The organism is Xanthomonas sp. DAR 34887 (assembly GCF_041245805.1).
GTDB lineage: Bacteria > Pseudomonadota > Gammaproteobacteria > Xanthomonadales > Xanthomonadaceae > Xanthomonas_A > Xanthomonas_A tesorieronis.
This window is the reverse complement of sequence record NZ_CP162490.1, coordinates 1,082,321-1,106,471: the sequence shown is the minus strand read 5'-3', so window position 1 is coordinate 1,106,471 and position 24,151 is coordinate 1,082,321. Positions and strand designations below refer to the sequence as shown.

Sequence of the window (24,151 nt, the reverse complement as noted above, 5' to 3'; positions counted from 1 at the left end):
GTTCGCCATGCGCGCAGCCAGTCGTGCGCCGCTACGGCCTGGCGCCGTTGCCGGGGTCGGCGGCACAGTCGGGCGCGCAGACCGTGCCGTCCGCGCCGACCGTCCAGCGCGCACCGAGCGCCGGCAGCCGAGCCCAGGCCGACGCCACGCCCGGATCGGCCGACGCCTGGCCGGGGCGCAGCGGCGGTGCGGCCAGGAATACGTATCCGTCGGCCACCTGCTTCCAGCCCAGCCGGCGCCGACGCCAGCGCAGCACCGGCTGCACCACGACCCGGTGCGGGGCCATGCCGGGGAGCCGCGCCAGATCCTGCGCCAACTGCAGCGCGCTGGCCGCATCGAGATCGTGCACGCCCCAGGCCAGCAACGCGCAACCGCCGCCTGCGGCGGCCTGCGCTCGTGCCGCCAGCCGCGCGGCGAGCCCGTCTGCGGCAACCCGCCCGGCGAGTTCGTCGGGCGTGTAGGCGCGCAGGCGATGGCCACGCAGGTAGTGGCCGAAGAAATCCTGCTCGGCCAGGATGCGGTACGGCGCGCTGGAAGGGCCGAACTTGTAAGGCAGCACCACCGGAAGCTCGGCGTCGCGGCAGCCGGGCAGGCGCTGCACGAGCTGCGCCGACGCGCGCCAAGCCTCGTTGCGCTGCAGCGGCCGGCCACGCAGCAGCCACAGCTGCGCGCCCACCAGCACGATCAGCAAGACCGCCGCGATGCGCCCGCCAGTGCTGCGCGCACGCGGTCCTGCCGCGTCGTACAGGCGCGCCAGCAAGGCCCAGGCGAACGGCGCGGCGGTGAGCAGATTGCGCGCGGAGAACGACGGCGCAATGGCCAGGCTCACCGCGATCCCGCTCAGCACCATGCCGACCAGCACGCAACCGCACAGCGCCGCGGCCCAGTCGGCCTGCGCGCCGGTGCGCGCCGGATCGCGCGGAACCGCGCGCAGCCGCCGCCACAGCCAGGCGCCCAGCAGCCCGAGCACCGCCAGCGTGGTTCCGCCGGACAGCAGGCCGCGGCTGGCGCTGCGCAACTGGCTGTAGAAGAACCGCGCGTCGTTGCGGAACCACAGCTGGTGCACGTCCTGCTGGGTGGAGCGCAGCAACAGCAGCACGAACGCGACATTGACCGCCAGGATCACCGCCCCGGAGACGACCAACGCCACGCGCAGGCGCGTGTCGCGCAGCGTCGCGACCAGGAACAGCAACAGCATGCCGATGCAGAGCAGCAGGTAGGAATGGGTCAGGCTGGCGCACAGCCCCAGCACGCTGAGTGCGGCCCAGTGCGCGAACGGAAACGCGGCGGCGGCCTGCGCGCGCCGCCGCAACGCCACCGCGATGGACAGCAACCCGGCCGACAACAGCAGGCACAGTGCGTAACTGCGCGCGTTCTGGCTCTGCTCGAACCAGAACACCGACACCGCGCCGGCGGCCATGGCGAAGGCCAGCGCGGTCGGCGAGAACACCCGCCGCAGGCCGATGCCGAACACGCCCAGCGCCAGCACAGCCGCCGCGGCGCTGGGCAGGCGCAGCGCCGCCTCGCTGGCGCCGGCCAGATGGCTCCACGCATACAGCAGCACGTAGTACAGCGGCGGATGGGTATCGGTGAGCGCACGCCGCCACAGTTCGCCCAGGCCCTGGCCATGGCCAATCACGTGCACGGTGTACAGCTCGTCGATCCAGTAATTGCTGGCGCCCAGGCCGACGAAGGCGAACACGCAGGCGCAGGCCGCGATCGCGGCGAAGGCCAGCGCCCGCCAGCGCGGCGCGGCGACGTCGCGCGGCTCGCTCATTCCTTCATCGCCAGCGGCGACGGCGCGGCGCTCTCGCCGCACGGCGCAGCATCCGCCGCCGCATGCGCGGGGCGCCATGCGGTGCGCTTGGCCGCGTAGTAGTTCCAGCCGCCCGCGGCCAGGGCGCCGGCCGCGCCGGCCAGCCACCACGGCCACTGCAGCGCATGCAGGCCGCTGCCGATCAGCTCGCTGAGGATGGCGCCGCCGAAACAGGCCGCATAGAACATCGCCATGCCGCGCAGCAGGCGCATGCCGCTCAGGCGCCGGTCGCGGAAGGTCAACAGGTTGTTGCACAGGAAATTCCAGGCCATCGCCGCGCAGATCGCCAGCAACTGCGCCAGCCAGAACGCCACGCCGGACAGCAGCAGCGCGCCCAGCGCCAGCAGATGCACGCCCACGCCGCTGCAGCCGACCGCGAAGAACAGGCTCATCCGCGCCGGCAGCCAGCCGCGCGTGCGTTTCTCCAGCAGCAGCGCGGCCAGTTCGGCGACCACCCGCGCGTCGAGCTTGGAGGCGCCGCCGCGGCGGCTGCGCAGCCGCGTCGGCACCTGCGCGACGTAGGGACGCCGCCGCGCCGAGGCCAGCACGTCGACCAGGATCTTGAAGCCGACGCCCGACAGCTGCGGCCGCACCTGCCGGTACCAGGATCGCCGCATCAGGAAGCAGCCGCTCATCGGATCGGCCACGCCCAGCCCCAGCAACGCCTGGCTCAGGCGCACGCCGACACGGCTGAGCGCATGCCGGCAGCGGCCCAGCCCGGAATCGCCCGTGTCCAGATAGCGGCTGGCCACCACCACCTCGGCTTCGCTCTCCTGCATGCGCCGCAACATCCGCGCGATCAGCGCCGGATCGTGCTGGCCGTCGCCGTCCATGAGCGCCAGGCAGCGGCCGCGGGCGCTGTCCCACCCGGCGATCGCCGCCGAGGCCAGGCCGCGTCCGCCGCGCCGGCGCACCAGGCGCACCGCCGGGTCGGTGGCCGCGTGCATGGCCACCGCCTGCGCGGTGCGCTCGTCGTCGGAGTCGTCCACCACGATCGCTTCGTAGTCGATATGGCGCAGGTGCGCGGCGAGTTCGCGCAGCACCGGGCCGATCGCCTCGTGTTCGTTCAAGGTGCAGATGACGACGGACACCGTCGGCGCGGCCTGCAGTGCGGTGGGCGAAGACGAGGACATGGGCAGCTCCAGGGGCGCGAAGGGAGCGCCGAAGGGTCTGCAGCGGATGTGGCGGTGGATTGCCGCGGCGTGCCGGCCACATGCGCGCACGCGCATGCGCTGCAACGCCGCGTCATGAGCGCGCGCAGCGCCCGGCCAAGCCAGCAAATGCAAGGCCGGCGAGCAGCGCTGACGGCTTGACCGGCGATGAACGGTCGAGGGGCACGCACCGCTGCAGCGACGCCAGCGCAGCGCCGACCGGTCGCGCGGACCCGTATTTGCGCAGCCGCAGCTGGCGCGAGGACCGGCCGCCCCGCGCCCGATGCATTCGTCGGCAACCCGGACCGGCGCCAGCATCGGGATGCCTGCGTGACGGCGGCGGCCTGCCATCCGTGCAAGCGGTGTGACCGCCCATCGCCCGGCCCCCGCAGTCGGCTGGGTGCGTGACCAACGCCACCGCACCGGGGCGGCGCGATGCACGCTCCTTCGCCGCAGTGTGGCAGCGACCCGCGAACGCCAAGGGCGGGTTAGCATGCACGGATGCGACTGTTCACCAATCCCCAGCTCGCCCCCGCACGCGAGCACGGCTGGCGGCGGCGCTGGTTCGACATCATCTATCGGCACGACACCCGGCCGGCGCGCAATTTCGATCTGCTGCTGGTCGCGGCGATCGTCGCCAGCGTCGCGGTGATCATGGTCGACAGCGTCCCGGCGCTGCACGCGCGCTACGCCGGCTACATCTACGTGCTGGAGTGGGTCTTCACCGCGCTGTTCACCGCCGAGTACGCGTTGCGCCTGATGACGGTGCAGCGGCCGCTGCGCTATGCGCTGAGCTTCTGGGGCGTGATCGATCTGCTCTCGATCCTGCCCACCTACATCTCGTTCCTGCTGCCCGGCGCGCAGACGCTGTTGGTGGTGCGGGTGCTGCGGGTGCTGCGGCTGTTCCGCATCCTCAAGCTGACCCGCTACGTCGAGGAAAGCAGCCTGCTGATCGATGCGCTATGGCGCAGCCGGCGCAAGGTGTTCGTGTTCCTGTTCACCGTGATCACGCTGGTGGTGATCTTCGGTGCGCTGATGTACGTGGTGGAAGGGCCGGCCAACGGCTTCACCAGCATTCCCACCGCCATGTACTGGGCGGTGGTGACCATGGCCACGGTCGGTTTCGGCGATATCGCGCCGCTCACGCCGCTGGGCCGCGCCATCACCTCGGTGCTGATCCTGATCGGCTACAGCATCATCGCCGTGCCCACCGGGATCTACACCGCCGAACTGGCCAACAGCCTGCGCGACGCCGACCGCAGCCGCGCGCCGGATCGACGCACCTGCGCGCGCTGCGGCCTGCAAGGCCACGAGCGCAGCGCCGGCTATTGCCGGGGTTGCGGCCAGGCGTTGCCCGATTCCGCGTCCTGAGCCCTCACCACACGCCGGTGTTGGGCATCGATGCCCACGGCTCGGCCGGGGCCAGCGCCTCGCCCTTCTGCAGCAGTTCGATCGAGATCAGGTCCGGGCTGCGCACGAAGGCCATGCGGCCATCGCGCGGCGGGCGGTTGATGACGACGCCCTGCGCCTGCAGATGCGCGCAGATCGCGTGGATGTCGTCGACCTCGAACGCCAGGTGGCCGAAGTTGCGCGCGCTGCCGTAGTCCTCGTCCGAGCCCCAGTTGTAGGTCAGCTCGACTTCGGCTTCCGGGTTCTCCGGCGCGCCGAAATACACCAGGGTGAACTTGCCGGCTTCGTTCTCGATGCGCCGGGTTTCGCTCAGGCCCAGACCTTCGGTGAAGAACTTGCTGGTCTTGTCCAGATCGTGGACGCGGATCATGGCGTGCAGGTATTTCATCGCGACAACTCCAGTGATGGGGGAAACGGTCAGGACCACGCGCCGCGGCGTGCGGCTGCGCGCTCTTGGCACAGGCGCATAGGGTAGCGCCCGCGGCGTGCAGACGCGGGCAAGCCGCAGGCACGCCGCCGTGCGCCACGCCTTTCAGCGGAAGTAACAGGCCTTCAACGGCAGCGTCGCCGCGCCGACCGCGCTGGCGTCGGCCATCGCCGCGGCCGGCAGCAGCACCGGCAGCGGCCGCGCCTGGCCGCGCCGCGGCTGGTTGTCGATGCGCAGCTGCGGGATCAGGCGCAGCGCCAGATCCCGCGGCAGGCGTCCGCCGAACACCACCGCCTGCGGATCGAACACCGCGGTGATCGCCGAGACGATCAGCGACAGGCCCGGCACCGCGCGCGCGATCCAGCGCTCGATCGTCGGCCAGGACGGATCGTAGGCGGCCACCAGCGCGCGCACGTCGGGCAGCACCACCCCGTCCTCGATCAGCATCTGCCGCAGCAACTCCAGCGTGCCGCGCTCCAGGCCCGGTCCCGGCAGCATGCCGGCGAATTCGCCGGCGTTGCCGTGCGCGCCGCGCAGGCAGGCGCCGTCAATCACCACGCCGCCGCCGAGGCCGTAGCTGAAATACAGATAGGCGAAATCGCGGTACTGGCGGCCGACGCCGAGCAGGCTTTCGCCGACCGCGGCGACGCTGCCGTCGTTGTCCACCCACACCGGCAGGCGCAGCGCGTCGGCCAGCCAGTCGCCGATCGACAGTTCGCCCAACGCGCGCAGCGGATCGGGCGGGTTCATGTGCTGGGCACCATCGACGAAAAATCCGGTCATCGCCACGCCCGCGCCCAGCCGCGGCCCGAGGCCGCGTCCGGCCTCGGCCAGCAGCGCCGCGTCGGCCTCGCGCAACTGCGCCAGCAAGGCGGCCGGCTCGGTCGAGCGCAGCGGATGCTCGGCGGTGGCGCGGACCTGGCCGCTGAAATCCAGCAGCGCCAGCGACAGCGCGTCGGTGGCGATCGAGTAACCGACGGTATGGCCGTGCGCGGGATTGAGCGCGATCGCCGCGCCCGGCTTGCCGCGGCCGCCGTGCGCCAGCGAGGCGCCGATCAGCACCAGCCCGCGTTCGGCCAGGCCGTCGATCAGGCGCACCGCCGACTGCACGGTCAATCCGGTGATGCGGCTGAGGTCGGCACGGGTGACGGTGCCGAACAGGCGCAGGCTGTCGAGCATGCGCCGCTCGTTGTCGCTCAGATCGGCCTGCGTGGCGTGGACGGAGCGGGCAGCGCGCGGCAGCGAAACGGCGACGGGAGCGGGCATGAGCGGGGACTGGCAGAAGGTCGGCGCAGCATACCCGGGCAAGTTGAAATATTTAATTCACCTTTAGTTAGTGAATCGACCAACTTCAGGACGCGGCCCTTGCCACCGCACCGGCTGCCCGAACACTCCACCACCGCGCAGTCATCCGCACCACGCTCCCTGTAGGAGCGGCTTCAGCCGCGACGAACGAAGCAGGAACCTCGCAGAGATCAACACCGCTGCGGCTACCCTACCGGGCACAGCACCAGCGCGGCACCGCCCCCGCTGCGGACGCTCGCCGCGCCTACGCCCTACGACGCAGCGCCACTCAATCCAGGAACAGATCCGGCAACAACGGCTGCGCCGGATCCAGCGCGTAGCCGGACAGATCGGTCACTCCGATCGCGGCCAGCACTTCGTCGTCGATCAGGAACTGGCCATGGAACCCGGCCGCGGTGCGCGTTAGCAGCGCATGCGCCGCATCGGCCATGATCTCCGGACGCCGACCGTTGCCCGCGGCGACACCGGGAATCATGTTCAGCGCTTCGGTGGCGATCAGCGTGCGCGGCCACAGCGCATTGACCGCCACGCCCTGCGGGCCGAATTCGCCGGCCAGGCCCAGGGTCACCAAGCTCATGCCCATCTTCGCCAGCGTGTAGCCGGTATGCGGCGCCCACCATTTTGGATCCAGCGACGGCGGCGGCGCCAGGGTCAGAATGTGCGGATTGGCGCTGCGCAACAGGTGCGGCAGACAGGCCTGCGCGCACAGGAAGCTGCCGCGCGCATTGACCTGCTGCATCAGGTCGAAGCGCTTCATCGGCGTATCCAGCGCGCCGCGCAGCCAGATCGCGCTGGCGTTGTTGACCAGGATATCGATGCCGCCGAACGCCTCGACCGTCGCCGCCACCGCCGCACGCACCTGCTCCTCCTCGCGGATGTCGCACTTCAGCGCCAGCGCGCGGCCGCCGGCCGCCTCGACCGCCGCCGCCGCGCTATGGATGGTGCCGGGCAACTTCGGATTGGGCACCGCCGACTTGGCCGCGATCGCCACATTGGCGCCGTCGCGCGCCGCGCGCAGCGCGATCGCCAGACCGATCCCACGCGAGGCGCCGGTGATTAGGAGGGTTTTGCCTTGTAAGGTCACGGGATTAGGGATTCGAGATTGGGGATTCGCCAGAGCTTAGCGCCTTTGCTATCCGCGCCAAGACACTCCCCGACGCCACCATGCGCCGTTACTAATCCCGAATCCCCAATCCCGAATGCCGGCTTCTCAGGGCTTCGGCCCCTGCCCCTCATTATCTTCCCACTTCAGAATGCGCCGGGTGACGAAGCGGTAGACCGGCTTGCCGGTGGCGAACCACAGTTCGCGCACCCAGGAGTGGCGTTTGAGCAGGCGCTGTTCGACCGGGGTCAGCGCCTGCCGGCAGTACATGCGCTTGTGCTTGAGCAGGTGGCGCAGGTCCTCGCGCGCCAGCAGCCGCATCCAGCGCGAACGCGGCGCGCCGCGCACCGCCAGTTGGAAGTCGATCAGCGCCGGGCTGCCGTCTTCCAGCACCAGCCAGTTCGCTTCCTTGGCCAGATCGTTGTGCGCCACGCCGCGCCGGTGCACCTGCTGCAGCAGGCGCCGTGCGGCGCGGAAGTAGGCCAGGTCGCCGCGCGGCGGGCGCTGGTACATCGCATCGCCGGCCAGATAGCTGCGGTCCAGGAAGGTGCCGTCCCAGCCGCGCAGCTGCGGCGTCGCCGCCATCCCGTCCAACTGCCGCAACGCCAGCGCCTCGCGCCGCGCCAGCCACCACGCCGGCAGGCGCAGCCACCATGGCGCGGCGGTCAGGTCGCGGCGCACGAACACGCGCTCGCCGTGGCCGCCGGCCTCGCGCACCAGCAGGATGCGCCCGAAGCTGTCGGACTTGAGGATGTGGGTGGAAGCGGCCGGCGCGCGTGTCATCCACCCAGTTTAAGCGGAACGCCATGCTCGCCCACTTATACTGGACCCATGAATGCATCATGGATCGACGCCACGCTGGAGTGGGTCGCAGCGCATCCCATCCTGGCCGGCGTGGTCATCTTCGCGATCGCGTTCTGCGACGCGGTCATCGTGCTGGGCACCATCGTGCCGGCGCTGCCGCTGCTGTTCGCGATCGGCGTGCTGATCGGACTCGGCCAGATTTCCGGCCCGTATGCGGTCATCAGTGCAGCGCTCGGCGCACTGGCCGGCGACGCGCTCAGCTACTGGGTCGGCCATCGCTGGGGTCACCAGCTGCGCAACTACTGGCCGTTCAAGCGCTACCCGCAGCTGCTGGACCGCGGCGAGGCGATGTTCCGCCGCAACGCCTTCAAGAGCATCCTGGTGGCGCGCTACGTCGGCGCGATCCGCCCGTTCGTGCCGGCCGTGGCCGGCATGATGAAGATGCCGCTGCGCCGCTATTTCATCGCCAGCGGCGTGGCCGCGGTGAGCTGGGCGCTGCTGTTCCTGGGCCCGGGCTGGCTGCTCGGCCAGGCCTACGACGCGGTCGCCGCGGTCGCCGGCCGCCTGTTCCTGGTGCTGGGGCTGCTGGTGCTGGCGCTGGGCCTGGTGTGGGCGATCGTGCTGTACGGCTATCGCTGGTCGGCCGGGCACATGGACGCGTTGCTGGCGCGCGGCCTGGACTGGTCGCGCCGGCACCCGGTGCTGGGCCGCTATTCGATCGCCGCGTTCGACCCGCAACGGCGCGAGTCGGTGCCGCTGGCGATGCTGGCGGTGATGCTGCTGGCGCTGGGCTGGGGCTGGTTCGCGCTGCTGATGGTGGTGGTCGGCCACGGCGAGCCGCTGCGGCTTGACCTGGCTGTGCACGATCTGATGCTGGCGCTGCGCAACCCGCTGGCCGACTACCCGATGACCGCGCTGGCCTCGCTCGGCGACTGGCAGGTGCTGGTGCCGGCCACCACCCTGGGCCTGGTCTACCTGATCTGGCGCCAGCGCTGGATGGCCGCGGCGCACTGGCTGGCGGCACTGGCCTTCGGCCTGGCCCTGACCAAGCTGCTCGGCACCACGGTGCACGTGGTGCGTCCGCCGGCGGCCAGCAGCGGTTTCGGCTTTCCCTCGGTGGCGGTGACCATGGCCACGATCAGCTTCGGCTTCTTCGCCGTGCTGATCGCGCGCGAGCTGCCCGGGCGCTCGCGGGTGTGGCCGTACCTGCTGTCGGGCGTGGTGGTGACCTTGATCGGCTTCGCCCGCCTGTACCTGGGCGCGCACTGGCTCAGCGACGTGGTCGGCGGCATGCTGTTCGGCATCTTCTGGCTGCTGGTGCTGGGCATCGCCTACCGCCGCCGCTTCAACCGCGCGTTCTGGATGAAGCCGCTGGCCTGGTTGTTCTATGGCGGCTTCGTCGCCGCGGCACTGTGGTACGCGCCGCGCAACCTGGAGCGGAAACTGGCCAAGTTCGAACCGCCGCCGCCGGTGCTGATGGACCTGGCGGCCAGCACCTGGTGGCAGGACGAATGGCGGCTGCTGCCGTCGCGGCGCAACGAGTTCGACGACGACCAGCGCTGGCCGCTGGACCTGCAGGTGGCCGGCCCGCTGGCGCCGCTGCAGCGCCAGCTCGAAGCCGCCGGCTGGCGCGTGCAGCCGCAAGCCGGCTGGCAGCAGGCGCTGCAGTTGCTCGACTACAAGACCCAGGCCGAACGCGTCCCGGTGCTGCCGGCCACGCTGGACACCCAGGTGGAATCGCTGCTGATGCTGCGCAGCGGCCCGCGCCCCGGCGAACTCTATGCCTTGCGCCTGTGGCCGGCTCCGGCGCGGCTGCAACCGGGCGACGTGCCGCTGTGGCTGGGCAGCGCGCAGAGCCTGCGCTACGAACGCCACTTCAACCTGATCGGCCTGTGGCGCCCGCTGCGCGGCGCCGATCCGGCACTCAACGCGGTCACCGACGCATTGCACGCGCTGCCCACGCGCAGGGACATGCATCGCCCGTCGGATGTGCCGGTATTGCTGGTGCGCAGCGAGGGCGAGGCGCCGCCTGCCGCGCCCTGAGCGCGTTCGCGGGCGGCGCGCGGACAGGCCATCCAGGCAGTGCCATGCTGCCCGTCGTCGCCATGAGCCTCCACTCCCCGGCGGTGTGGGCGAACCGCGACGTATGCAGGATTGAATTCGGTCGGCCTGGTGCCATCGCCCGCGCGTTTGCGCGACCGCGAAATACCACGCTTCACATGGAACGCAATGGCCTCGGTCCACTCCCGACCACAGCGCAGCACGCCGTCCAACGCCATGTCGCGCCAAGCATGCGAACACGCGACGCGCCCTCGCTCTCCGCGTCACACGCCGCCGCTATGACCGCCAGCTTGCGTACCGCTTATAGCCGAAACGGTCTCGATCGCGACAGCCAACCAGGCAAACGGCGTCGCGACTGAAGCGCACCTCTAATAACTTCAGTCCGAAGCTATACGTTGCGCATGGCGTTTTCCTGTCGCGGCTGAAGCCGCTCCTACACCATGCGCGCAGCGCCCCTGTAGGAGCGGCTTCAGCCGCGACAGGAGAACCAAGTGGCCGCGGTGCCACGGCATCCATGCGAACGCATCGGCGGCGCAAGCGCACTGCCATGCTGCCGAGGGGTTAGAGGCCCTGAGGCCGCTCCCACAGAGGGGCATTACCGGATCGAACGTGCTGCTGCAGGCTGTCATCGACGCATCCGCCGCCAGCGCTGCGAATCCCGAATCCCGAATCCCGGCTTCAAGGAATCCAGGACAACAACTGCTCCAGCCGCTCGTGCGGATCGTCCTCCTGCAACAGCGCCAGGCGCTGGCGCTCGGCCAGCGGCAACAGTTCGGCCAGGCGCCAGCCGACCCAGGCGGCCTGGTCGAGCAGGCGCGGGCCGGCCACCGGATACACGTCGGCGGCCTGGTCCAGGATGCTGTCCAGCACGGTCGACAACAGCGCGTGCTGCGGCCGCAACTCGTCGTCCTCGTCCGGCTCGCGCCAGCGCACGTCGCCGACCACCAGGCCGTTGTCGCGGACCCGGCTGCGCAGCACATGGAAGCGGCGTTCGCCGCGCAGGCTCAGCACCAGCACGCCGTCGGCACCGACATCGAAATCGACGATGCGCGCCTCGGTGCCGTACGCCGCCAGTACCGCCGGGACGCCGGTTTCGGCGCCCTCCAGAATCAGGCATACGCCGAAGCCGCCGCCGCTGCGACCGCAATCGCGCACCATGTCCAGGTAGCGGCGTTCGAACACGCGCAGTTTGATCGAGGCACCCGGCAGCAGCACCGCATGCAGCGGGAACAACGCCAGCGTGCTGCGCTCGTCGCTCATGCGTGCGCTCCAGCGCGCGCCACTACGCGCATTGCAACGCCGCCAGGAAGCGCCGCGGCGCGCCGTCGAAGCCGCCGTTGGACATGAACACCACGTGGTCGCCGGCGCGCGCCTGCGCCTGCAGCGCCGCCAGCAACGCGTCCACGTCCGCGGCGGCACAGGCCTGGCCGCGGACCGCCGCGATCACCTTGCCGGCATCCCAGGCCAGCTCCGGCCGTTGCAGGAACACCACCGCATCGGCCGCGTCCAGCGCCGGCGCCAGCGCATCGGCATGCGCGCCCAGCCGCATCGAATTGCTGCGCGGTTCCATCGCCACCACGATGCGCGCCGCGCCCACTTTGGCGCGCAAGCCTTCCAGGGTGGTGCGGATCGCGGTGGGGTGATGCGCGAAATCGTCGTAGACGGTGATGCCCTGCGCCTGGCCCAGCACTTCCAGGCGTCGCTTGACGCTGCGGAACTGCGCCAGCGCCGGCATCACCTGCGCCGGCGTCACCCCTACAGCGTGTACCGCGGCCAACGCGGCCAACGCGTTCATCACGTTGTGCCGGCCGAGCAACGGCCAGCGCACTTCGCCCAGTTGCTGGCCTTGATGCAAGACAGCGAAATGGCTGCCGTCGGCCGCGAGCAGGCGCGCGCTCCATTCGAACGCCGGATCGAACCCGAAGCGCTCCACCGGCGTCCAGCAGCCCATCGCCAACACCTCGCGCAGATGCGCGTCCTCGCCGTTGACGATCAGCCGCCCGCGCCGCGGCACGGTGCGCACCAGATGGTGGAACTGGCGCTGGATCGCGGCGACATCCGGAAAGATGTCGGCGTGGTCGTACTCGAGGTTGTTGAGGATCGCCACCAGCGGCCGGTAGTGCACGAACTTGCTGCGCTTGTCGAAGAACGCGGTGTCGTATTCGTCGGCTTCCACAACGAACAACGGCCGGTCCGCCAGGTCCTGCACCTGATCTCCTTCTCCCTCCGGGAGAAGCTGGCGCGAAGCGATGGATGAGAGTTCGGCAACCGGACGCCCCAAACGCGCGGACACGCCGAAATCCTCGGCCACGCCGCCGATCAGGAACCCGGGCTCGCGGCCGGCCGCCTGCAGCAGCCAGGTCAGGATGCTGGTCGTGGTGGTCTTGCCGTGGGTGCCGGCCACCGCCAGCGTATCGCGCCCGGGCAGCACCCGCTCGCTCAGCCACTGTGCGCCGGAGGTGTAGGCGCGACCGGAATCCAGCACCGCCTCGACCGCGGCATTGCCGCGCGACAGCGCATTGCCGACGATCACCTGCGCGCAGTCGGCCGCGATGTGTTCGGGCAGGTAACCCTGCTTCAGCGCGATGCCCAGCTGTTCCAGTTGCGTGGACATCGGCGGGTAGATCGCCTGGTCGCTGCCTTCGACCTCATCGCCGAGTTCGCGCGCCAACGCGGCGACACCGCCCATGAACGTACCGGCGATGCCGAGAATATGGATCTTGCTCATGCCGCGATTGTCGCCGATCCCCCGACGCGCGCAAACCGGCACGGTGCGGCGGCCGGTCCGCGGCGCGGCCCACCGATGGGCTGGCGCCTGCCGCTCAGCGCTCGAAATGGCGGCGACGTCAAGTAGGGAATCCCCCACACCCCCTGAAGAAAGTTCCCGATAGGCAAGTCGGGAGCCAACATCGAAAATGAACGGGCCAGCCGCAACACCCTACGGTCCTACTCCCCAAGAGGCCATCCCCAAGGGAGCTCATGTTGTGGGGCCCTGAGCAAGCCCGTTCGCTGGCACCTAACGTTTCCGGCCTCCCGCCCGCGTCCGCGCGTGGCGGGAGGCGTCGGTTTGGCCTGCCCACTGTTGACGGCGGATGCGGTTGGATCTTGCGCAGAAAGCGGTTCGCTGACCTAGTGGCACGGACGCGCGGCAGCCGGAGTTGGTCGACGCCCTGGCGGGATTGAACCCTGCGCGCGCGCCGCACACGCCGGCCTTACGTCCTTTTCCCTTGCAGGAACGGTTTCAACCGCGACAAGGGAAGTGCGAGATGTGCAGACTTCGGACACAGCCTGTCGGGGCTGAAGCCCCTCCTACAGTGCACCCAGTCAGCTTGCCGCAAGTCCCTGCTGGAGCGGCTCTAGCCGCGACGAATGCAGCGGCGGACTCGGCGGCTTCGGAAACCGTCGGGACTGAAGTCCCTCCCACAGTGCACCAAGCGAGCAGGCTGCAATCCCTTGGGAGAGGCTCCAGATGGCCCGGATCATCAGTCGCGATAGAAAAAGCAGCAGAAGCGCCGGCGCGGGCAATGCTGGAACGAAAAGCACTTCCACAACGTCCCCAGGCAACCAAGCCCAAACCTTGCAGGAGCGGTTCAACCGCGACAAGCGCAGCGGCGAACCTTCCGACTTCCGAAACCGTCGGGGCTGAAGCCCTTCTACAGTGCGCCCAGCAAGATGGCCGCGGGTCCGCAAAGGGGGCGCCGCGGACGGGACGAACCATCGACCATCGACCATCGCTCGCGCCGAGCACGCCGCAACGAGGCGGGCGCTCGGCGCAAGGCCGTCTCAGCGGCCGATCGCCGCCAGGATGCGCGCCAGCACGTCGTCCAGCGAGCCGACGCCGTCCACGCGCGCCAGGGTGCCGCGCTTGTCGTAGAACCCGATCACCGGCGCGGTCGAATCGTTGTACACCTGCAGGCGCTTGCGCACCGACTCGGGGTTGTCGTCTTCGCGGCCTTCGGCCTTGGCGCGGCCGGCGATGCGCTCGACCAGCAGTTCGGTGGCCACGTCCAGTTGCACGACCGCGTCCAGCGGCTGGCCGATCTTGGCCAGCAGCTCGTCCAGCGCCGAGGCCTGCGCCAGGTTGCGCGGATAGCCGTCGAGGATGAAACCGTTGGCGACGTCGTCGCGGCCCAGGCGCGATTCGAGCATGCCGAGCAGGATGTCGTCGGAAACCAGGTCGCCACGCGCCATCACTTCCTTGGCCTGCACGCCCAGCGGGGTGCCGGCGGCGACTTCGGCACGCAACAGATCGCCGGTGGAAATGTGCGGGATCTGCAGCTTGTCCTTCAGGCGGCTCGCCTGCGTGCCCTTGCCCGATCCGGGCGGTCCCAACAGAACCAATCGCATCAACCTGACTCCTCGAGGAAATTACCGTGCGCGGCCGGCGGCGTTAGACTCGGGGCCACGCCTGCGCTGTACCGCAAGGCCCCCAGCTTAACGCATCCGGGCAATGTCCCGGCAATGTCCCCACCCCAGGAGCGAGTCCCGACCATGGCCCAAGGCACCTTGCTGTATGCCCAGTCCGGCGGCGTCACCGCCGTCATCAACGCCAGCGCCGCCGCCGTGATCGGCGAGGCGCGCGCACGCAAGGTCAAGGTCCTGGCCGCGCGCAACGGCATCCTCGGCGCGCTGCGCGAGGAGCTGATCGACACCTCCAAGGAGTCGGCCGCGGCGATCCGCGCGCTGGCGCACACGCCCGGCGGCGCGTTCGGTTCGTGCCGCTACAAGCTCAAGTCGCTGGAGGCCGACCGCGCCAAGTACGAGCGTCTGCTGCAGGTGTTGCAGGCGCACGACGTGCGCTACTTCCTCTACAACGGCGGCAACGATTCGGCCGACACCGCGTGGAAGGTGTCGCAGCTGGCCGACGCGTTCGGCTATCCGCTGCACTGCATCGGCGTGCCCAAGACCATCGACAACGACCTGGCGGTCACCGACACTTGTCCCGGCTTCGGTTCGGCCGCCAAGTACACCGCGGTGTCGGTGCGCGAGGCGGCGCTGGACGTGGCGGCGATGGCCGAGACCTCGACCAAGGTTTTTGTCTACGAGGCGATGGGCCGCCATGCCGGCTGGCTGGCCGCCGCGGCCGGACTGGCCGCGCAGTCGCCCGACGACGCGCCGCAGATCATCCTGTTCCCAGAACGCGCCTACGACGAAGCCGCGTTCCTGGCGCAGGTGCGCAAGGTGGTGGACAAGGTCGGCTGGTGCGTGGTGGTGGCCAGCGAAGGCATCCAGACCGCCGACGGCCGCTTCGTCGCCGACGCCCGCGGCGGCACCGACGCGTTCGGCCACAGCCAGCTCGGCGGCGTGGCCTCGTACCTGGCCGGCAAGGTCAAGGCCGAACTCGGCTACAAGGTGCACTGGACCCTGCCCGACTACCTGCAGCGCTCGGCCCGCCACATCGCCTCCAGGACCGACTGGGAGCAGGCGCAGGCGGCCGGCAAGGCCGCGGTGCAGTTCGCGCTGAAGGGCATGAACGCGGTGATGCCGGTGATCGTGCGCAGCAGCGATGCGCCGTACCGCTGGAAGATCGAGGCCGCGCCGCTGAGCAAGATCGCCAACCACGAGAAGAAGATGCCGCCGGCGTTCCTGCGCAAGGACGGGTTCGGCATCACCGAGAAGGCGCGTCGCTACCTGCAGCCGCTGATCCGCGGCGAAGCGTATCCGCCCTACGACCGCAGCGACGGGCTGCCGAAGTACGTGGCGCTGAAGAACGTGGCGATGAAGAAGAAGCTGCCGGCCTGGGAGGGCTGACCCGCCCGGCGCGCGCCGGCCATGACGGCGCATAGGCTCACGTCGATGCGCGCGTGGTGCATGGAGGATGGCATCACCGCCCGCGAACGCGTTGGCGAAAGCTGCAGCGAACGCAGCGAATTCGCCTCATTAGGCTTGCCGTCTCCGGCACCCGCGCCGCGCGCCCTCGCGACGGCCTAGCGCCGGTTAACGCGGATGGAATGGATCCAGTCCAATCGCGTCGTCGGCCCTAGGGCGTGTCATCAATCCCCGAGCAGATCGCGCCGTTCTTGTGCGTGCACGAGGCAGCACGCGTGAGAAGGCGGGGAGGATGGCTCCACCCGGGCGATGACCTGGCGCCCAGGGCGCACAAGAGCGGCCCTGCGGGTTGGGCCTGTCAGGCCGCCAGCCAGCGCCGCGCGGCTTGACCTGACCGCCAGTCAGGCGCTGCGCCACGCAGCGCCGGCTGGCAACCTGACAGACCCAACGCGACCTACTCGGGATCGATGACACGCCCTAGCGCGCGTCGCGTTCCTGCACGGCGTAGCGAACCGGCAGCGACGGCAGCATCAACGCGGGAGCTGCGGTTCCCGGCGCGACCAGCACCTGGTCCAGCGCGATCGCGTCGTCGCCCTCGCGCGCGACGAAGGCCTGGACCAGGCGGGTGCCGGCGGTCGGCAACAGCGCCTGCGGGATCGGACTCGGCGTGCGGCCCATGCCCGTCAGCCATTGCGGACGCCCGGCGACGAGCGTCGTGCGCGGGTGCACGACTTGCAGATCCACCGAACCGGCGAGCAGGCCCACCGTCAGCGGCTTGCCGTGCCGCATCAGGACCACGGACCGGCCGTGCGTCTTGGGTTCGGCGATGGCGTACAGGTCGGCGTCGGGCCGATTCATCGGGATCGGCGACAGGCCCGCCTGGTCGATCGTCAGCGGATCGACGCCCGTGGCGCGCTTGAGCCGCTGCGCCATCATCTCGACCTTTCCGCCCTCTGCGGCGATCGGCCGTTCGGCGGCATGGTGTTCGCCGGCATAGATCAGGATCTTGCTGGCGGGAGCTTGCTCGAGCGCGCGCCGGATGAGGTTGTCGGCCTGGTCCTGCTCCCGCTGCGCCTGGGCCTCGCCGGGATCGGCGGCGTAGTCCGTGCGCGTGGTTTCGTACGACACCAGGCGATAGCCCAGCGCGAGCGACTGGCGCAGGAAATCGGCGAAGACCGGATCGTGCAGGTAGTAGCCGCTCGTCTGCCGTGGGTAGCCATCCTTCGAGAGCGCCGCCATCTTGTCGCGCGAGACCGCATCGTCGGCATCGCGCTTCAACGCCTCGGCCGCCAGCACAGTGTAGCCGAGCGGGCGCAAGGCGCGCGCGACCTCCAGCCCGAACGCGCGGCCGCGCGGATCGAGATGGTTCTCGTCGAGGATCACGATGCTGGTGCGGCGCGCGCGGCGCACGATCTCCGCAACCGCGGCAACGCCGTGCGCGCCGCGCAGGTCGGCGAGCTGCTCCTCCGGCACGTGGAAGTCCGCCGCCTTCGCCGGATTGAACGTCGGCATACCGGTCATGCACGACATCACCTGCGCCCATTGGTCGAACACGTCCGCATCCTGGATATCGCCCGCCGAGGCCACGCCGAGATGCGCCAGCAGGCCGAACGAGGCATCCAGATAGCGGCCATGCATGGCGTCCTGCACGGACTGGTCGTTGGCGGCCTGGACGCGCGCCGCCGTATCCGGCGCGGGCGCATCCGGCACGGCCGTGGCGGAAGGCACCGCGGCCGTACTCGCGGCCGTCGCCGCCGTCAGCAACAACAAGCCGCTGACAATCGATTGAAATCGCATGGATGCTCGGATCTTCTGGCGCGTGCAGTACTATTGCCAAGAGCGCGACGAAAGACAAGACCGCGATCGGCGCGCACGATCGACAAGGAACGAGATGAGCTTCGACTGGCACAACGGCCCGATCACGCGCGCAACGCCGGTGAACGAGACCTACCGCAATACGCAGGCAGTGCGCCGGTTCCTGGCCGGCGCCTGTGGCGCCGAGTTCAAGTTCGATCGCGCCTTCATGGCGTGGATCAAGGACGGCACGCCCAAGCGCATGGGCAAGGTTGCCGACGAATGGTTGCGCCGACGGCAGCCACGAGGGTAGCTGGTTCGATAGTGCGCGCGGTTCGCACGGCCTATGCAGTTGATTGGAACCGGCGACGGTGCGCGGCACCGCGCGTTCGCGGCCGAGAGAAATGCATTTCAGGCAGCGGCTACGGAGCTGAGCCCGGCGAACGGCGCGAGCATGCGAGCGCACCGGTGAGCCAGCAAACGTGCGCGGCCACTCGATGACCGCGCAACCCATCGGCGATGCTGCGCTAGCAGTCGCGAGCAGCCGAATGCCGCGAGGCCTGTCGCTACGCGCAACAGCTCAGCGGCAGGCCTTCCCTTCCACCGTCATCTGCGCGGCGAACTGCGGCACCTGCGCGATCGCGCCGGCCGCCGCCTGCTTCTTCGCCTCTTCCAGGTAGATCCGCGACTGGCCCTGGCCGTCGAGATCCGCCTTGGTCGCCACCGGCTTGCGCCACACCCGCACCACCGCCTGCTGCGACGGACAGGCGGCGCTGGGCACGCGGATCACGTCGTTGAACTTCCAACCCGTCGCCTCGCTGGGCTTGGCCTGGTCGAACTCCACCAGCTTGGCGCGCGGCTGGCAGGTGGGGCTGCTGCGCACCGCGGAAAACTTGTAGGGCTGCGCCGCATCGCCGGTGTAGACGCCTTCGAAGCGCACGCAGGCCTCTGGGATCTGCCGGATCGTATGCACCACGCCCACCGCCTGCGCGGCACCGGGCTGGCGCTGCAGTTCCGGGACCGGATCGGCGGCCAAGGCGACCAGCGGCGCGCAGGCGCACAGGCCCAGGGCCAGAGTCGAAGCGAGTGCGCGCAACTGCGCCGGGATCGTCGATTGCATGGGCTTTGCTCCTTGAAAGCGATGCGCAACGCTGCCACGCGCCGACTGAACGCGGCGCCAAGACAGCGCAGGCGCCTGGTGCTGGCGATGCGCAGAACCCGGGCGCATACTCGGCGCGTTCAGGCCAGGTCGCACATTGCGATACGCACCACCGGCGCATTGCGGCCGCGGAGTCGTTGCATGCCTCAGGCTCCTTTCGGTGTGATCCCGCTGTACGCCCCACCGCTTGGGCGACATCCACATCCTTGGGAGGGGTCATGCTGGAACGATATGCGGTTACCGTGGCACTGGCGTGCGCGGTCTTGGCAATACTCTACGGCGTGGTGTCCACGCGCTGGATCCTGGCGCAGCCCGCCGGCAACGAACGCATGCGGCAGATCGCCGATGCGATCCAGGAAGGCGCACGCGCCTACCTCAACCGCCAGTACCAGACCATCGCCATCGCCGGCGTGGCGCTGTTGCTGCTGGTCGGGTTATTCCTGAGCTGGTACACCGCCGGTGGCTTCGCGATCGGCGCGGTGCTGTCGGGCGCGGCCGGCTACATCGGCATGAACCTGTCGGTGCGCGCCAACGTGCGCACTGCCGAGGCGGCGCGGCGCGGCCTGGGACCAGCGATGGACGTGGCGTTCCGCGGCGGCGCGATCACCGGCATGCTGGTGGTCGGGCTGGGCCTGATCGGCGTGGCCGGCTATTACGGCGTGCTGCAATGGCTGGGGCGCAACGTCGAGGAAAGCCTGCACGCGCTGGTCGGCCTGGCCTTCGGCAGTTCGCTGATCTCGATCTTCGCGCGGCTGGGCGGCGGCATCTTCACCAAGGGCGCCGATGTCGGCGCGGACCTGGTGGGCAAGGTCGAGGCGGGCATCCCGGAGGACGACCCGCGCAATCCGGCCGTGATCGCCGACAACGTCGGCGACAACGTCGGCGACTGCGCGGGCATGGCCGCGGACTTGTTCGAGACCTACGCGGTCACCGTCATCGCCACCATGCTGCTGGGTGGGTTGATGGCGGCCGAGGCCGGGCGCAACGCGGTGCTGTATCCGCTGGTGCTCGGCGGGGTGTCGATCGTCGCCTCGATCGTCGGCACCTTCTTCGTGCGGGTGCGACCCGGCGGCTCGATCATGGGCGCGCTGTACAAGGGCGTGCTCGTGTCCGCGGTGCTGGCCGCCGCGGCGTTCTGGCCGGTGACCCAGCAGTTGATGGGCGACACCGCGGCCGGCGCGACCAAGCTCTACGGCTGCGCGCTGATCGGCCTGGTGCTGACCGGCCTGATCGTGTGGATCACCGAGTACTACACCGGCACCCAGTACAAGCCGGTGCAGCATGTGGCGCAGGCCTCGACCACCGGACATGGCACCAACATCATCGCCGGGCTCGGCATCTCGATGAAATCGACCGCGCTGCCGGTGATCGCGGTTTGCGCGGCGATCTGGGGCGCGTTCGCGCTGTCGGGCCTGTACGGCATCGCCATCGCCGCCACGGCGATGCTGTCGATGGCCGGCATGATCGTCGCGCTCGACGCCTACGGGCCGATCACCGACAACGCCGGCGGCATCGCCGAGATGGCCGAGCTGCCGCCGGACGTGCGCGCGGTGACCGACCCGCTGGACGCGGTCGGCAATACCACCAAGGCGGTGACCAAGGGCTATGCGATCGGTTCGGCCGCACTCGCCGCGCTGGTGCTGTTCGCCGACTACACGCACAACCTGCGCGCTGCGCATCCGGGCGACACCTTCGCCTTCGACCTGTCCGACCACACGGTGATCATCGGCCTGCTGCTCGGCGGGCTGATCCCCTACCTGTTCGGCGCGATGGCGATGGAGGCGGTAGGCCGCGCCGCCGGCGCCGTGGTCGAGGAGGTGCGGCGCCAGTTCCGCGAAATCCCCGGCATCATGCAAGGCACCGGCAAGCCGCAGTACGACCGCGCGGTGGACATGCTGACCCGTTCGGCGATCCGCGAAATGATCGTGCCATCGCTACTGCCGGTGGCGGTGCCGGTGGTGGTCGGGCTGCTGCTCGGCCCGCGCGCGCTCGGCGGCCTGCTGATCGGCACCATCGTCACCGGGCTGTTCGTGGCGATCTCGATGACCACCGGCGGCGGCGCCTGGGACAACGCCAAGAAGTACATCGAGGACGGCCACTTCGGCGGCAAGGGCAGCGAGGCGCACAAAGCCGCGGTCACCGGCGACACCGTCGGCGATCCGTACAAGGACACCGCCGGCCCGGCGATCAATCCGCTGATCAAGATCATCAACATCGTCGCGCTGCTGATGGTGCCGCTGCTGTAGCGGCACCGCCCGGCACCGGCGCTGGCGATCCGCCGGCGCCGGGCCGCACGAGCGCGACTACAGGCAATCGATCAGCCCATCGTTGACGCTGCGCTCGCTGTGCGGCAGCGGCGCGAACAACGGATGCTCTCCTGCCAGAGCCTGGTACAGCGCGACCAGCCGGGTCTGCGGCAGCAACGGCGTGGGGCATTGCCACAGCTTCGCATCCACCTGCACCTGGCCGGTGGCCGGGTCGATGCTGGCCTCGCTGGCGCCGAAGGTCCACACGCATTGGCCGATCGCGCCATCGCGCTGGCGTACCGAGCAGCGGTAGCGCAGCGGCTGGTAGTCGCTGTACTCGCCTTCGCAGAAGGTGTCGCCACAACTCTGGTCGAAGTCTTCGGCCAGCCGCCGCTCCAGGTCGTCGAACGCCTCCCAGCCCGCGCCCGCGGTGGGATAGTCGACCGCATCCACATAGACCTGCTGCGCCTGCGCCCGGGCCGCACCGACAACCAGCAGCGCGCCCGCCAACGTCGCGCCGACCAACAACGGGATTCCTTTCATCGCCTTGCTCCTTGGGTGGACTGTGCGCATAGCGTCGCCCCGCAGCCGGCCGGGCACTATCGGAAACCCGCCCATGCGCAGCGGTACGGAGTCCGAAAGCCTTGTAGGAATAGGCTGAGCCGCCCGCGCTGCATTGCAACAGCCAACCGACTAGAATGCAGACCTCTTTTGAAGCCACTCCACTGGAGCTAGCGCATGGGTCTGGAACTGGTCACCTCCGGCAAGAATCTCCCGGAAGAAATCAACGTCGTCATCGAAATCCCCAAGGATTCGGAGCCGGTCAAGTACGAAGTGGACAAGGCCAGCGGCGCGATCTTCGTCGACCGCATCCTGTCCACGCCGATGCGTTATCCCTGCAATTACGGCTATGTGCCCAACACCCTGTGCGGCGACGGCGACCCGGCCGACGTGCTGGTGGTGCTGCCGTTGCCGCTGGTGCCGGGCTGCGTGGTGCGTTGCCGCCCGGTCGGCGTGCTCAAGATGAGCGACGAGGCCGGCAGCGACGAGAAGATCCTGGCGGTGCCGGTGGCCAAGGTGTTCGAGGGCTATGGCCACATCGAGGACATCGCCCAGGTGTCGGGCCACTGGATGGAGCGCATCGGCCACTTCTTCGAGCACTACAAGGATCTGGAGAAGGGCAAGTGGGTCAAGCTGGATGGCTGGGGCAACGCCGCCGAGGCCAAGCAGATCCTGCTGGACGCGGTCGAGCGCTACAAGGCCGGCGGCTGACCCCACGAAAACCGACGCGGCGGCGGGGGATCGCCGCCGCGGCTGACTCGCTTCACGTTTTACGAATACGGACGCTGCCGTATTCCCGGGTTTAGAGTACATTGCTGAACGAATGTCCGGGCCGGTCGAGCGTGAACCGGCTCCTCTTGGGGGGTAGTCTCTTGCGTATCCTGTTCGTCGGCGACGAGGCGAGCCTGCCGGCCGAAGTCACCGCATACATCCGCGAATTGGGCGAGGACTGGCAGGTCCAGACCGTGACCGACGGCAATGCCGCCATTGCCGCCGCCGCGACCGTGCACCTGGACGCGGTAATTGCCGCGCCTGCGCTGCCCGACCTGACCACGGCCACCCTGCTCGGCCAGATCCGCACGCTGAGCCCGGAGACCATCCGCATCGCGCTGATCGACGCCGAACAGAGCAATCGTGCACCGCCGGCGCGCATCATCGGCGTGGCGCATCGCTTCCTGCCGCTGCCGCTGGCGCCGGAAATGCTGCTCGAGGCGGTCACCAGCATCGAGGAACTGCAGGAGCTGCTCGGCGATCCCAGGCTGCGCGCCAGCATCGGCCGCATCGAGAAGCTGCCCTCGCCGCCGCATCTGTACCTGAGCCTGATGCATGCGCTGGAACAGGACGACGGCAGCAACGCCGCCGACCTGGCCAAGCTGGTCTCGGCCGATCCGGCGATCGCGGCCAAGGTGCTGCAGCTGTGCAATTCGGCATACTTCTCCAACGGCCGCACCATTTCCGACCTGCGCACCGCGGTGACGCGGCTGGGCATCGCCACCTTGCGCGACCTGGTCCTGGCCAGCGAAGTGTTCTCGGTGCAGGCGCTGTCCAATGCCGAGCGCAACGCGCTGCAGCAGCGCTCGCTGCTGGCGTCGAAGCTGGCGTCGAAGATGCTGCCATCCTCCAGCGCCGAACTGGGTGCGACCGCCGCGCTGCTGGCCGATATCGGCCTGCTATTGCCAGGCGTCCGCAACGAGCGCGAGCCTGCCGTAGAAGGCGACGACGAACGTCCCGGCCATGCCGAAGCGGGCGCCTACCTGCTCGGCCTGTGGGGCCTGCCGATGCCGATCATCGAAGCGGTGGCGTTCCACCGCGAGCCGCAGCGCTCCAGCACCCGCAGCTTCTGGGTCACCGGCGCGGTGCACGTGGCGATGGCCTTGGCTAGCGGCTCGGACATCGACGAGGACTATCTGGCCAAGACCGGCACGCTGAACAAGCTGCCGGCCTGGCGCGAGCAGGCGGAAAACCTGATGGGGCTGACCTCGGCCTAGCGCCGCGGCAGCGCTGCGCCCGCGTGGCGCAGGGAACGTTCAGGGAAATGGCTTCCCTTGGCGCGCATGCCGATCGCGATCGCAGCGATGGATGCGCAGTGCCATGCGCGGTGCCGCCGATTCCGGGCATCCGTACCTTCCTCAGCGCCGCCACCTACGGCAGCGCAGCAAGCGCCGATAAGCGGAAGAGCCGCTCGGCTTCTCTCCTCGATCGCGCTGAGCGCGACACCGCCGCCAGCACGTTTCGCCGCTGCAGCGACGATAAGCACGGGTACTCCTGCTGCCATGTGTGGGAGTGGCTTCAACACCTCAATAATTCCCAAAAAGCATGTCGACGCACTTGCGAGACGCCGGCATGGCCAGCGCGCAGGTTTCGGCATCGATGCATTCGAGATGCCATGAAGTGGCAGAGGCGCATTGGCGGTGGGCTCGGTGGCGTTGCGGTTGCTTTTTTCATGGATACCTTGACATCGCGGCCACTTCGTCGTTCTGTCGCGGCTGAAGCCGCTCCTACAACATGCGCGCCGTGCTCTTGTAGGAGCGGCTTCAGCCGCGACA

At 69.5% G+C, this 24,151-nt stretch carries 19 protein-coding genes; 7 read left to right on the top strand and 12 right to left on the bottom strand.

Annotation, left to right across the window (positions count from 1 at the left end; genetic code table 11):
- Nucleotides 1-31: 31 nt before the first annotated feature.
- Both AB3X08_RS04725 and AB3X08_RS04720 read right to left on the bottom strand, forming a co-directional pair.
- Nucleotides 32-1,777 carry a hypothetical protein gene (locus AB3X08_RS04725; RefSeq protein WP_369936589.1) on the bottom strand — a complete coding sequence of 582 codons (1,746 nt, stop codon included), beginning with the start codon at nucleotides 1,775-1,777 and terminating at the stop codon, nucleotides 32-34.
- Nucleotides 1,774-2,949 carry a glycosyltransferase gene (locus AB3X08_RS04720; RefSeq protein ID WP_369936587.1) on the bottom strand — a complete coding sequence of 392 codons (1,176 nt, stop codon included), beginning with the start codon at nucleotides 2,947-2,949 and terminating at the stop codon, nucleotides 1,774-1,776. Before AB3X08_RS04720 ends, AB3X08_RS04725 begins: the two co-directional genes overlap by 4 nt.
- Nucleotides 2,950-3,468: 519 nt before the next feature.
- Here AB3X08_RS04720 and AB3X08_RS04715 point away from each other — a divergent pair.
- Nucleotides 3,469-4,338, top strand: coding sequence for an ion transporter (locus tag AB3X08_RS04715; RefSeq protein WP_369936585.1), 870 nt, complete (start codon nucleotides 3,469-3,471; stop codon nucleotides 4,336-4,338).
- A 4-nt stretch (nucleotides 4,339-4,342) separates the two neighbouring features.
- Here the strand turns inward: AB3X08_RS04715 and AB3X08_RS04710 are convergent, their stop codons facing one another.
- From AB3X08_RS04710 to AB3X08_RS04695, 4 genes are all read right to left on the bottom strand, one after another.
- The gene (locus AB3X08_RS04710; protein WP_369936583.1) at nucleotides 4,343-4,765 is read right to left on the bottom strand and encodes a VOC family protein; all 423 of its coding nucleotides are present in this window, start codon (nucleotides 4,763-4,765) and stop codon (nucleotides 4,343-4,345) included.
- A gap of 144 nt (nucleotides 4,766-4,909) precedes the next feature.
- On the bottom strand, nucleotides 4,910-6,070 hold the full coding sequence (locus tag AB3X08_RS04705; protein ID WP_369936581.1) for an ROK family transcriptional regulator: 1,161 nt from the start codon (nucleotides 6,068-6,070) through the stop codon (nucleotides 4,910-4,912).
- Nucleotides 6,071-6,377: 307 nt separating this feature from the next.
- On the bottom strand, nucleotides 6,378-7,193 hold the full coding sequence (locus AB3X08_RS04700) for an SDR family oxidoreductase (RefSeq protein ID WP_369936579.1): 816 nt from the start codon (nucleotides 7,191-7,193) through the stop codon (nucleotides 6,378-6,380).
- A gap of 126 nt (nucleotides 7,194-7,319) precedes the next feature.
- The gene (locus AB3X08_RS04695) at nucleotides 7,320-7,994 is read right to left on the bottom strand and encodes a serine/threonine-protein kinase (protein ID WP_369936577.1); all 675 of its coding nucleotides are present in this window, start codon (nucleotides 7,992-7,994) and stop codon (nucleotides 7,320-7,322) included.
- A 48-nt stretch (nucleotides 7,995-8,042) separates the two neighbouring features.
- On the opposite strand from AB3X08_RS04695, the gene AB3X08_RS04690 reads away from it, so the two are divergent.
- Nucleotides 8,043-10,058, top strand: coding sequence for a bifunctional DedA family/phosphatase PAP2 family protein (locus AB3X08_RS04690; RefSeq protein ID WP_369936576.1), 2,016 nt, complete (start codon nucleotides 8,043-8,045; stop codon nucleotides 10,056-10,058).
- A 696-nt stretch (nucleotides 10,059-10,754) separates the two neighbouring features.
- Here AB3X08_RS04690 and AB3X08_RS04685 read toward each other — a convergent pair.
- The 3 genes from AB3X08_RS04685 to AB3X08_RS04675 form a co-directional block, all read right to left on the bottom strand.
- Entirely contained in the window at nucleotides 10,755-11,336 is a 582-nt protein-coding gene (locus tag AB3X08_RS04685) for an LON peptidase substrate-binding domain-containing protein (RefSeq protein ID WP_369936575.1), read from the bottom strand.
- A 22-nt stretch (nucleotides 11,337-11,358) separates the two neighbouring features.
- Nucleotides 11,359-12,804, bottom strand: a complete 1,446-nt coding sequence (mpl, locus tag AB3X08_RS04680) for a UDP-N-acetylmuramate:L-alanyl-gamma-D-glutamyl-meso-diaminopimelate ligase (protein ID WP_369936573.1) — start codon at nucleotides 12,802-12,804, stop codon at nucleotides 11,359-11,361.
- 1,055 nt (nucleotides 12,805-13,859) lie between these two features.
- The gene (locus AB3X08_RS04675) at nucleotides 13,860-14,423 is read right to left on the bottom strand and encodes an adenylate kinase (RefSeq protein WP_369936571.1); all 564 of its coding nucleotides are present in this window, start codon (nucleotides 14,421-14,423) and stop codon (nucleotides 13,860-13,862) included.
- Between the two features lie 144 nt (nucleotides 14,424-14,567).
- On the opposite strand from AB3X08_RS04675, the gene AB3X08_RS04670 reads away from it, so the two are divergent.
- Nucleotides 14,568-15,827: a 6-phosphofructokinase gene (locus AB3X08_RS04670; RefSeq protein WP_369936570.1), complete on the top strand. Its 1,260-nt coding sequence runs from the start codon at nucleotides 14,568-14,570 to the stop codon at nucleotides 15,825-15,827.
- A 495-nt stretch (nucleotides 15,828-16,322) separates the two neighbouring features.
- Here AB3X08_RS04670 and AB3X08_RS04665 read toward each other — a convergent pair whose 3' ends face one another.
- Nucleotides 16,323-17,642: a hypothetical protein gene (locus tag AB3X08_RS04665; RefSeq protein ID WP_369936569.1), complete on the bottom strand. Its 1,320-nt coding sequence runs from the start codon at nucleotides 17,640-17,642 to the stop codon at nucleotides 16,323-16,325.
- 94 nt (nucleotides 17,643-17,736) lie between these two features.
- Between AB3X08_RS04665 and AB3X08_RS04660 the strand changes: the two genes are divergently transcribed.
- Nucleotides 17,737-17,952, top strand: coding sequence for a DUF6434 domain-containing protein (locus AB3X08_RS04660; protein ID WP_369936568.1), 216 nt, complete (start codon nucleotides 17,737-17,739; stop codon nucleotides 17,950-17,952).
- A gap of 267 nt (nucleotides 17,953-18,219) precedes the next feature.
- Here AB3X08_RS04660 and AB3X08_RS04655 read toward each other — a convergent pair whose 3' ends face one another.
- Nucleotides 18,220-18,759, bottom strand: a complete 540-nt coding sequence (locus AB3X08_RS04655; protein WP_369936566.1) for a hypothetical protein — start codon at nucleotides 18,757-18,759, stop codon at nucleotides 18,220-18,222.
- Nucleotides 18,760-19,016: 257 nt separating this feature from the next.
- Here AB3X08_RS04655 and AB3X08_RS04650 point away from each other — a divergent pair, with 257 nt between their 5' ends.
- Nucleotides 19,017-21,044 carry a sodium-translocating pyrophosphatase gene (locus AB3X08_RS04650; RefSeq protein WP_369936564.1) on the top strand — a complete coding sequence of 676 codons (2,028 nt, stop codon included), beginning with the start codon at nucleotides 19,017-19,019 and terminating at the stop codon, nucleotides 21,042-21,044.
- Nucleotides 21,045-21,101: 57 nt separating this feature from the next.
- Here the strand turns inward: AB3X08_RS04650 and AB3X08_RS04645 are convergent, their stop codons facing one another.
- Nucleotides 21,102-21,587: a hypothetical protein gene (locus AB3X08_RS04645; protein ID WP_369936562.1), complete on the bottom strand. Its 486-nt coding sequence runs from the start codon at nucleotides 21,585-21,587 to the stop codon at nucleotides 21,102-21,104.
- 195 nt (nucleotides 21,588-21,782) lie between these two features.
- On the opposite strand from AB3X08_RS04645, the gene ppa reads away from it, so the two are divergent.
- Nucleotides 21,783-22,316: an inorganic diphosphatase gene (gene ppa, locus AB3X08_RS04640; protein WP_369936560.1), complete on the top strand. Its 534-nt coding sequence runs from the start codon at nucleotides 21,783-21,785 to the stop codon at nucleotides 22,314-22,316.
- A gap of 161 nt (nucleotides 22,317-22,477) precedes the next feature.
- The gene (locus AB3X08_RS04635) at nucleotides 22,478-23,593 is read left to right on the top strand and encodes an HDOD domain-containing protein (protein WP_369936558.1); all 1,116 of its coding nucleotides are present in this window, start codon (nucleotides 22,478-22,480) and stop codon (nucleotides 23,591-23,593) included.
- Nucleotides 23,594-24,151 lie beyond the last annotated feature (558 nt).

Bases quoted from the DNA above. Each gene is read 5' to 3' on its own strand.
- AB3X08_RS04710 (WP_369936583.1), bottom strand. From the start codon at position 4,765: ATGAAATACCTGCACGCCATGATCCGCGTCCACGATCTGGACAAGACC.
- mpl (WP_369936573.1), bottom strand. From the start codon at position 12,804: ATGAGCAAGATCCATATTCTCGGCATCGCCGGTACGTTCATGGGCGGT.
- AB3X08_RS04725 (WP_369936589.1), bottom strand. From the start codon at position 1,777: ATGAGCGAGCCGCGCGACGTCGCCGCGCCGCGCTGGCGGGCGCTGGCC.
- AB3X08_RS04695 (WP_369936577.1), bottom strand. From the start codon at position 7,994: ATGACACGCGCGCCGGCCGCTTCCACCCACATCCTCAAGTCCGACAGC.
- AB3X08_RS04715 (WP_369936585.1), top strand. From the start codon at position 3,469: ATGCGACTGTTCACCAATCCCCAGCTCGCCCCCGCACGCGAGCACGGC.
- AB3X08_RS04655 (WP_369936566.1), bottom strand. From the start codon at position 18,759: ATGCAATCGACGATCCCGGCGCAGTTGCGCGCACTCGCTTCGACTCTG.
- AB3X08_RS04665 (WP_369936569.1), bottom strand. From the start codon at position 17,642: ATGCGATTTCAATCGATTGTCAGCGGCTTGTTGTTGCTGACGGCGGCG.
- AB3X08_RS04685 (WP_369936575.1), bottom strand. From the start codon at position 11,336: ATGAGCGACGAGCGCAGCACGCTGGCGTTGTTCCCGCTGCATGCGGTG.
- AB3X08_RS04690 (WP_369936576.1), top strand. From the start codon at position 8,043: ATGAATGCATCATGGATCGACGCCACGCTGGAGTGGGTCGCAGCGCAT.
- AB3X08_RS04670 (WP_369936570.1), top strand. From the start codon at position 14,568: ATGGCCCAAGGCACCTTGCTGTATGCCCAGTCCGGCGGCGTCACCGCC.
- AB3X08_RS04675 (WP_369936571.1), bottom strand. From the start codon at position 14,423: ATGCGATTGGTTCTGTTGGGACCGCCCGGATCGGGCAAGGGCACGCAG.
- AB3X08_RS04650 (WP_369936564.1), top strand. From the start codon at position 19,017: ATGCTGGAACGATATGCGGTTACCGTGGCACTGGCGTGCGCGGTCTTG.
- ppa (WP_369936560.1), top strand. From the start codon at position 21,783: ATGGGTCTGGAACTGGTCACCTCCGGCAAGAATCTCCCGGAAGAAATC.
- AB3X08_RS04645 (WP_369936562.1), bottom strand. From the start codon at position 21,587: ATGAAAGGAATCCCGTTGTTGGTCGGCGCGACGTTGGCGGGCGCGCTG.
- AB3X08_RS04660 (WP_369936568.1), top strand. From the start codon at position 17,737: ATGAGCTTCGACTGGCACAACGGCCCGATCACGCGCGCAACGCCGGTG.
- AB3X08_RS04705 (WP_369936581.1), bottom strand. From the start codon at position 6,070: ATGCCCGCTCCCGTCGCCGTTTCGCTGCCGCGCGCTGCCCGCTCCGTC.
- AB3X08_RS04720 (WP_369936587.1), bottom strand. From the start codon at position 2,949: ATGTCCTCGTCTTCGCCCACCGCACTGCAGGCCGCGCCGACGGTGTCC.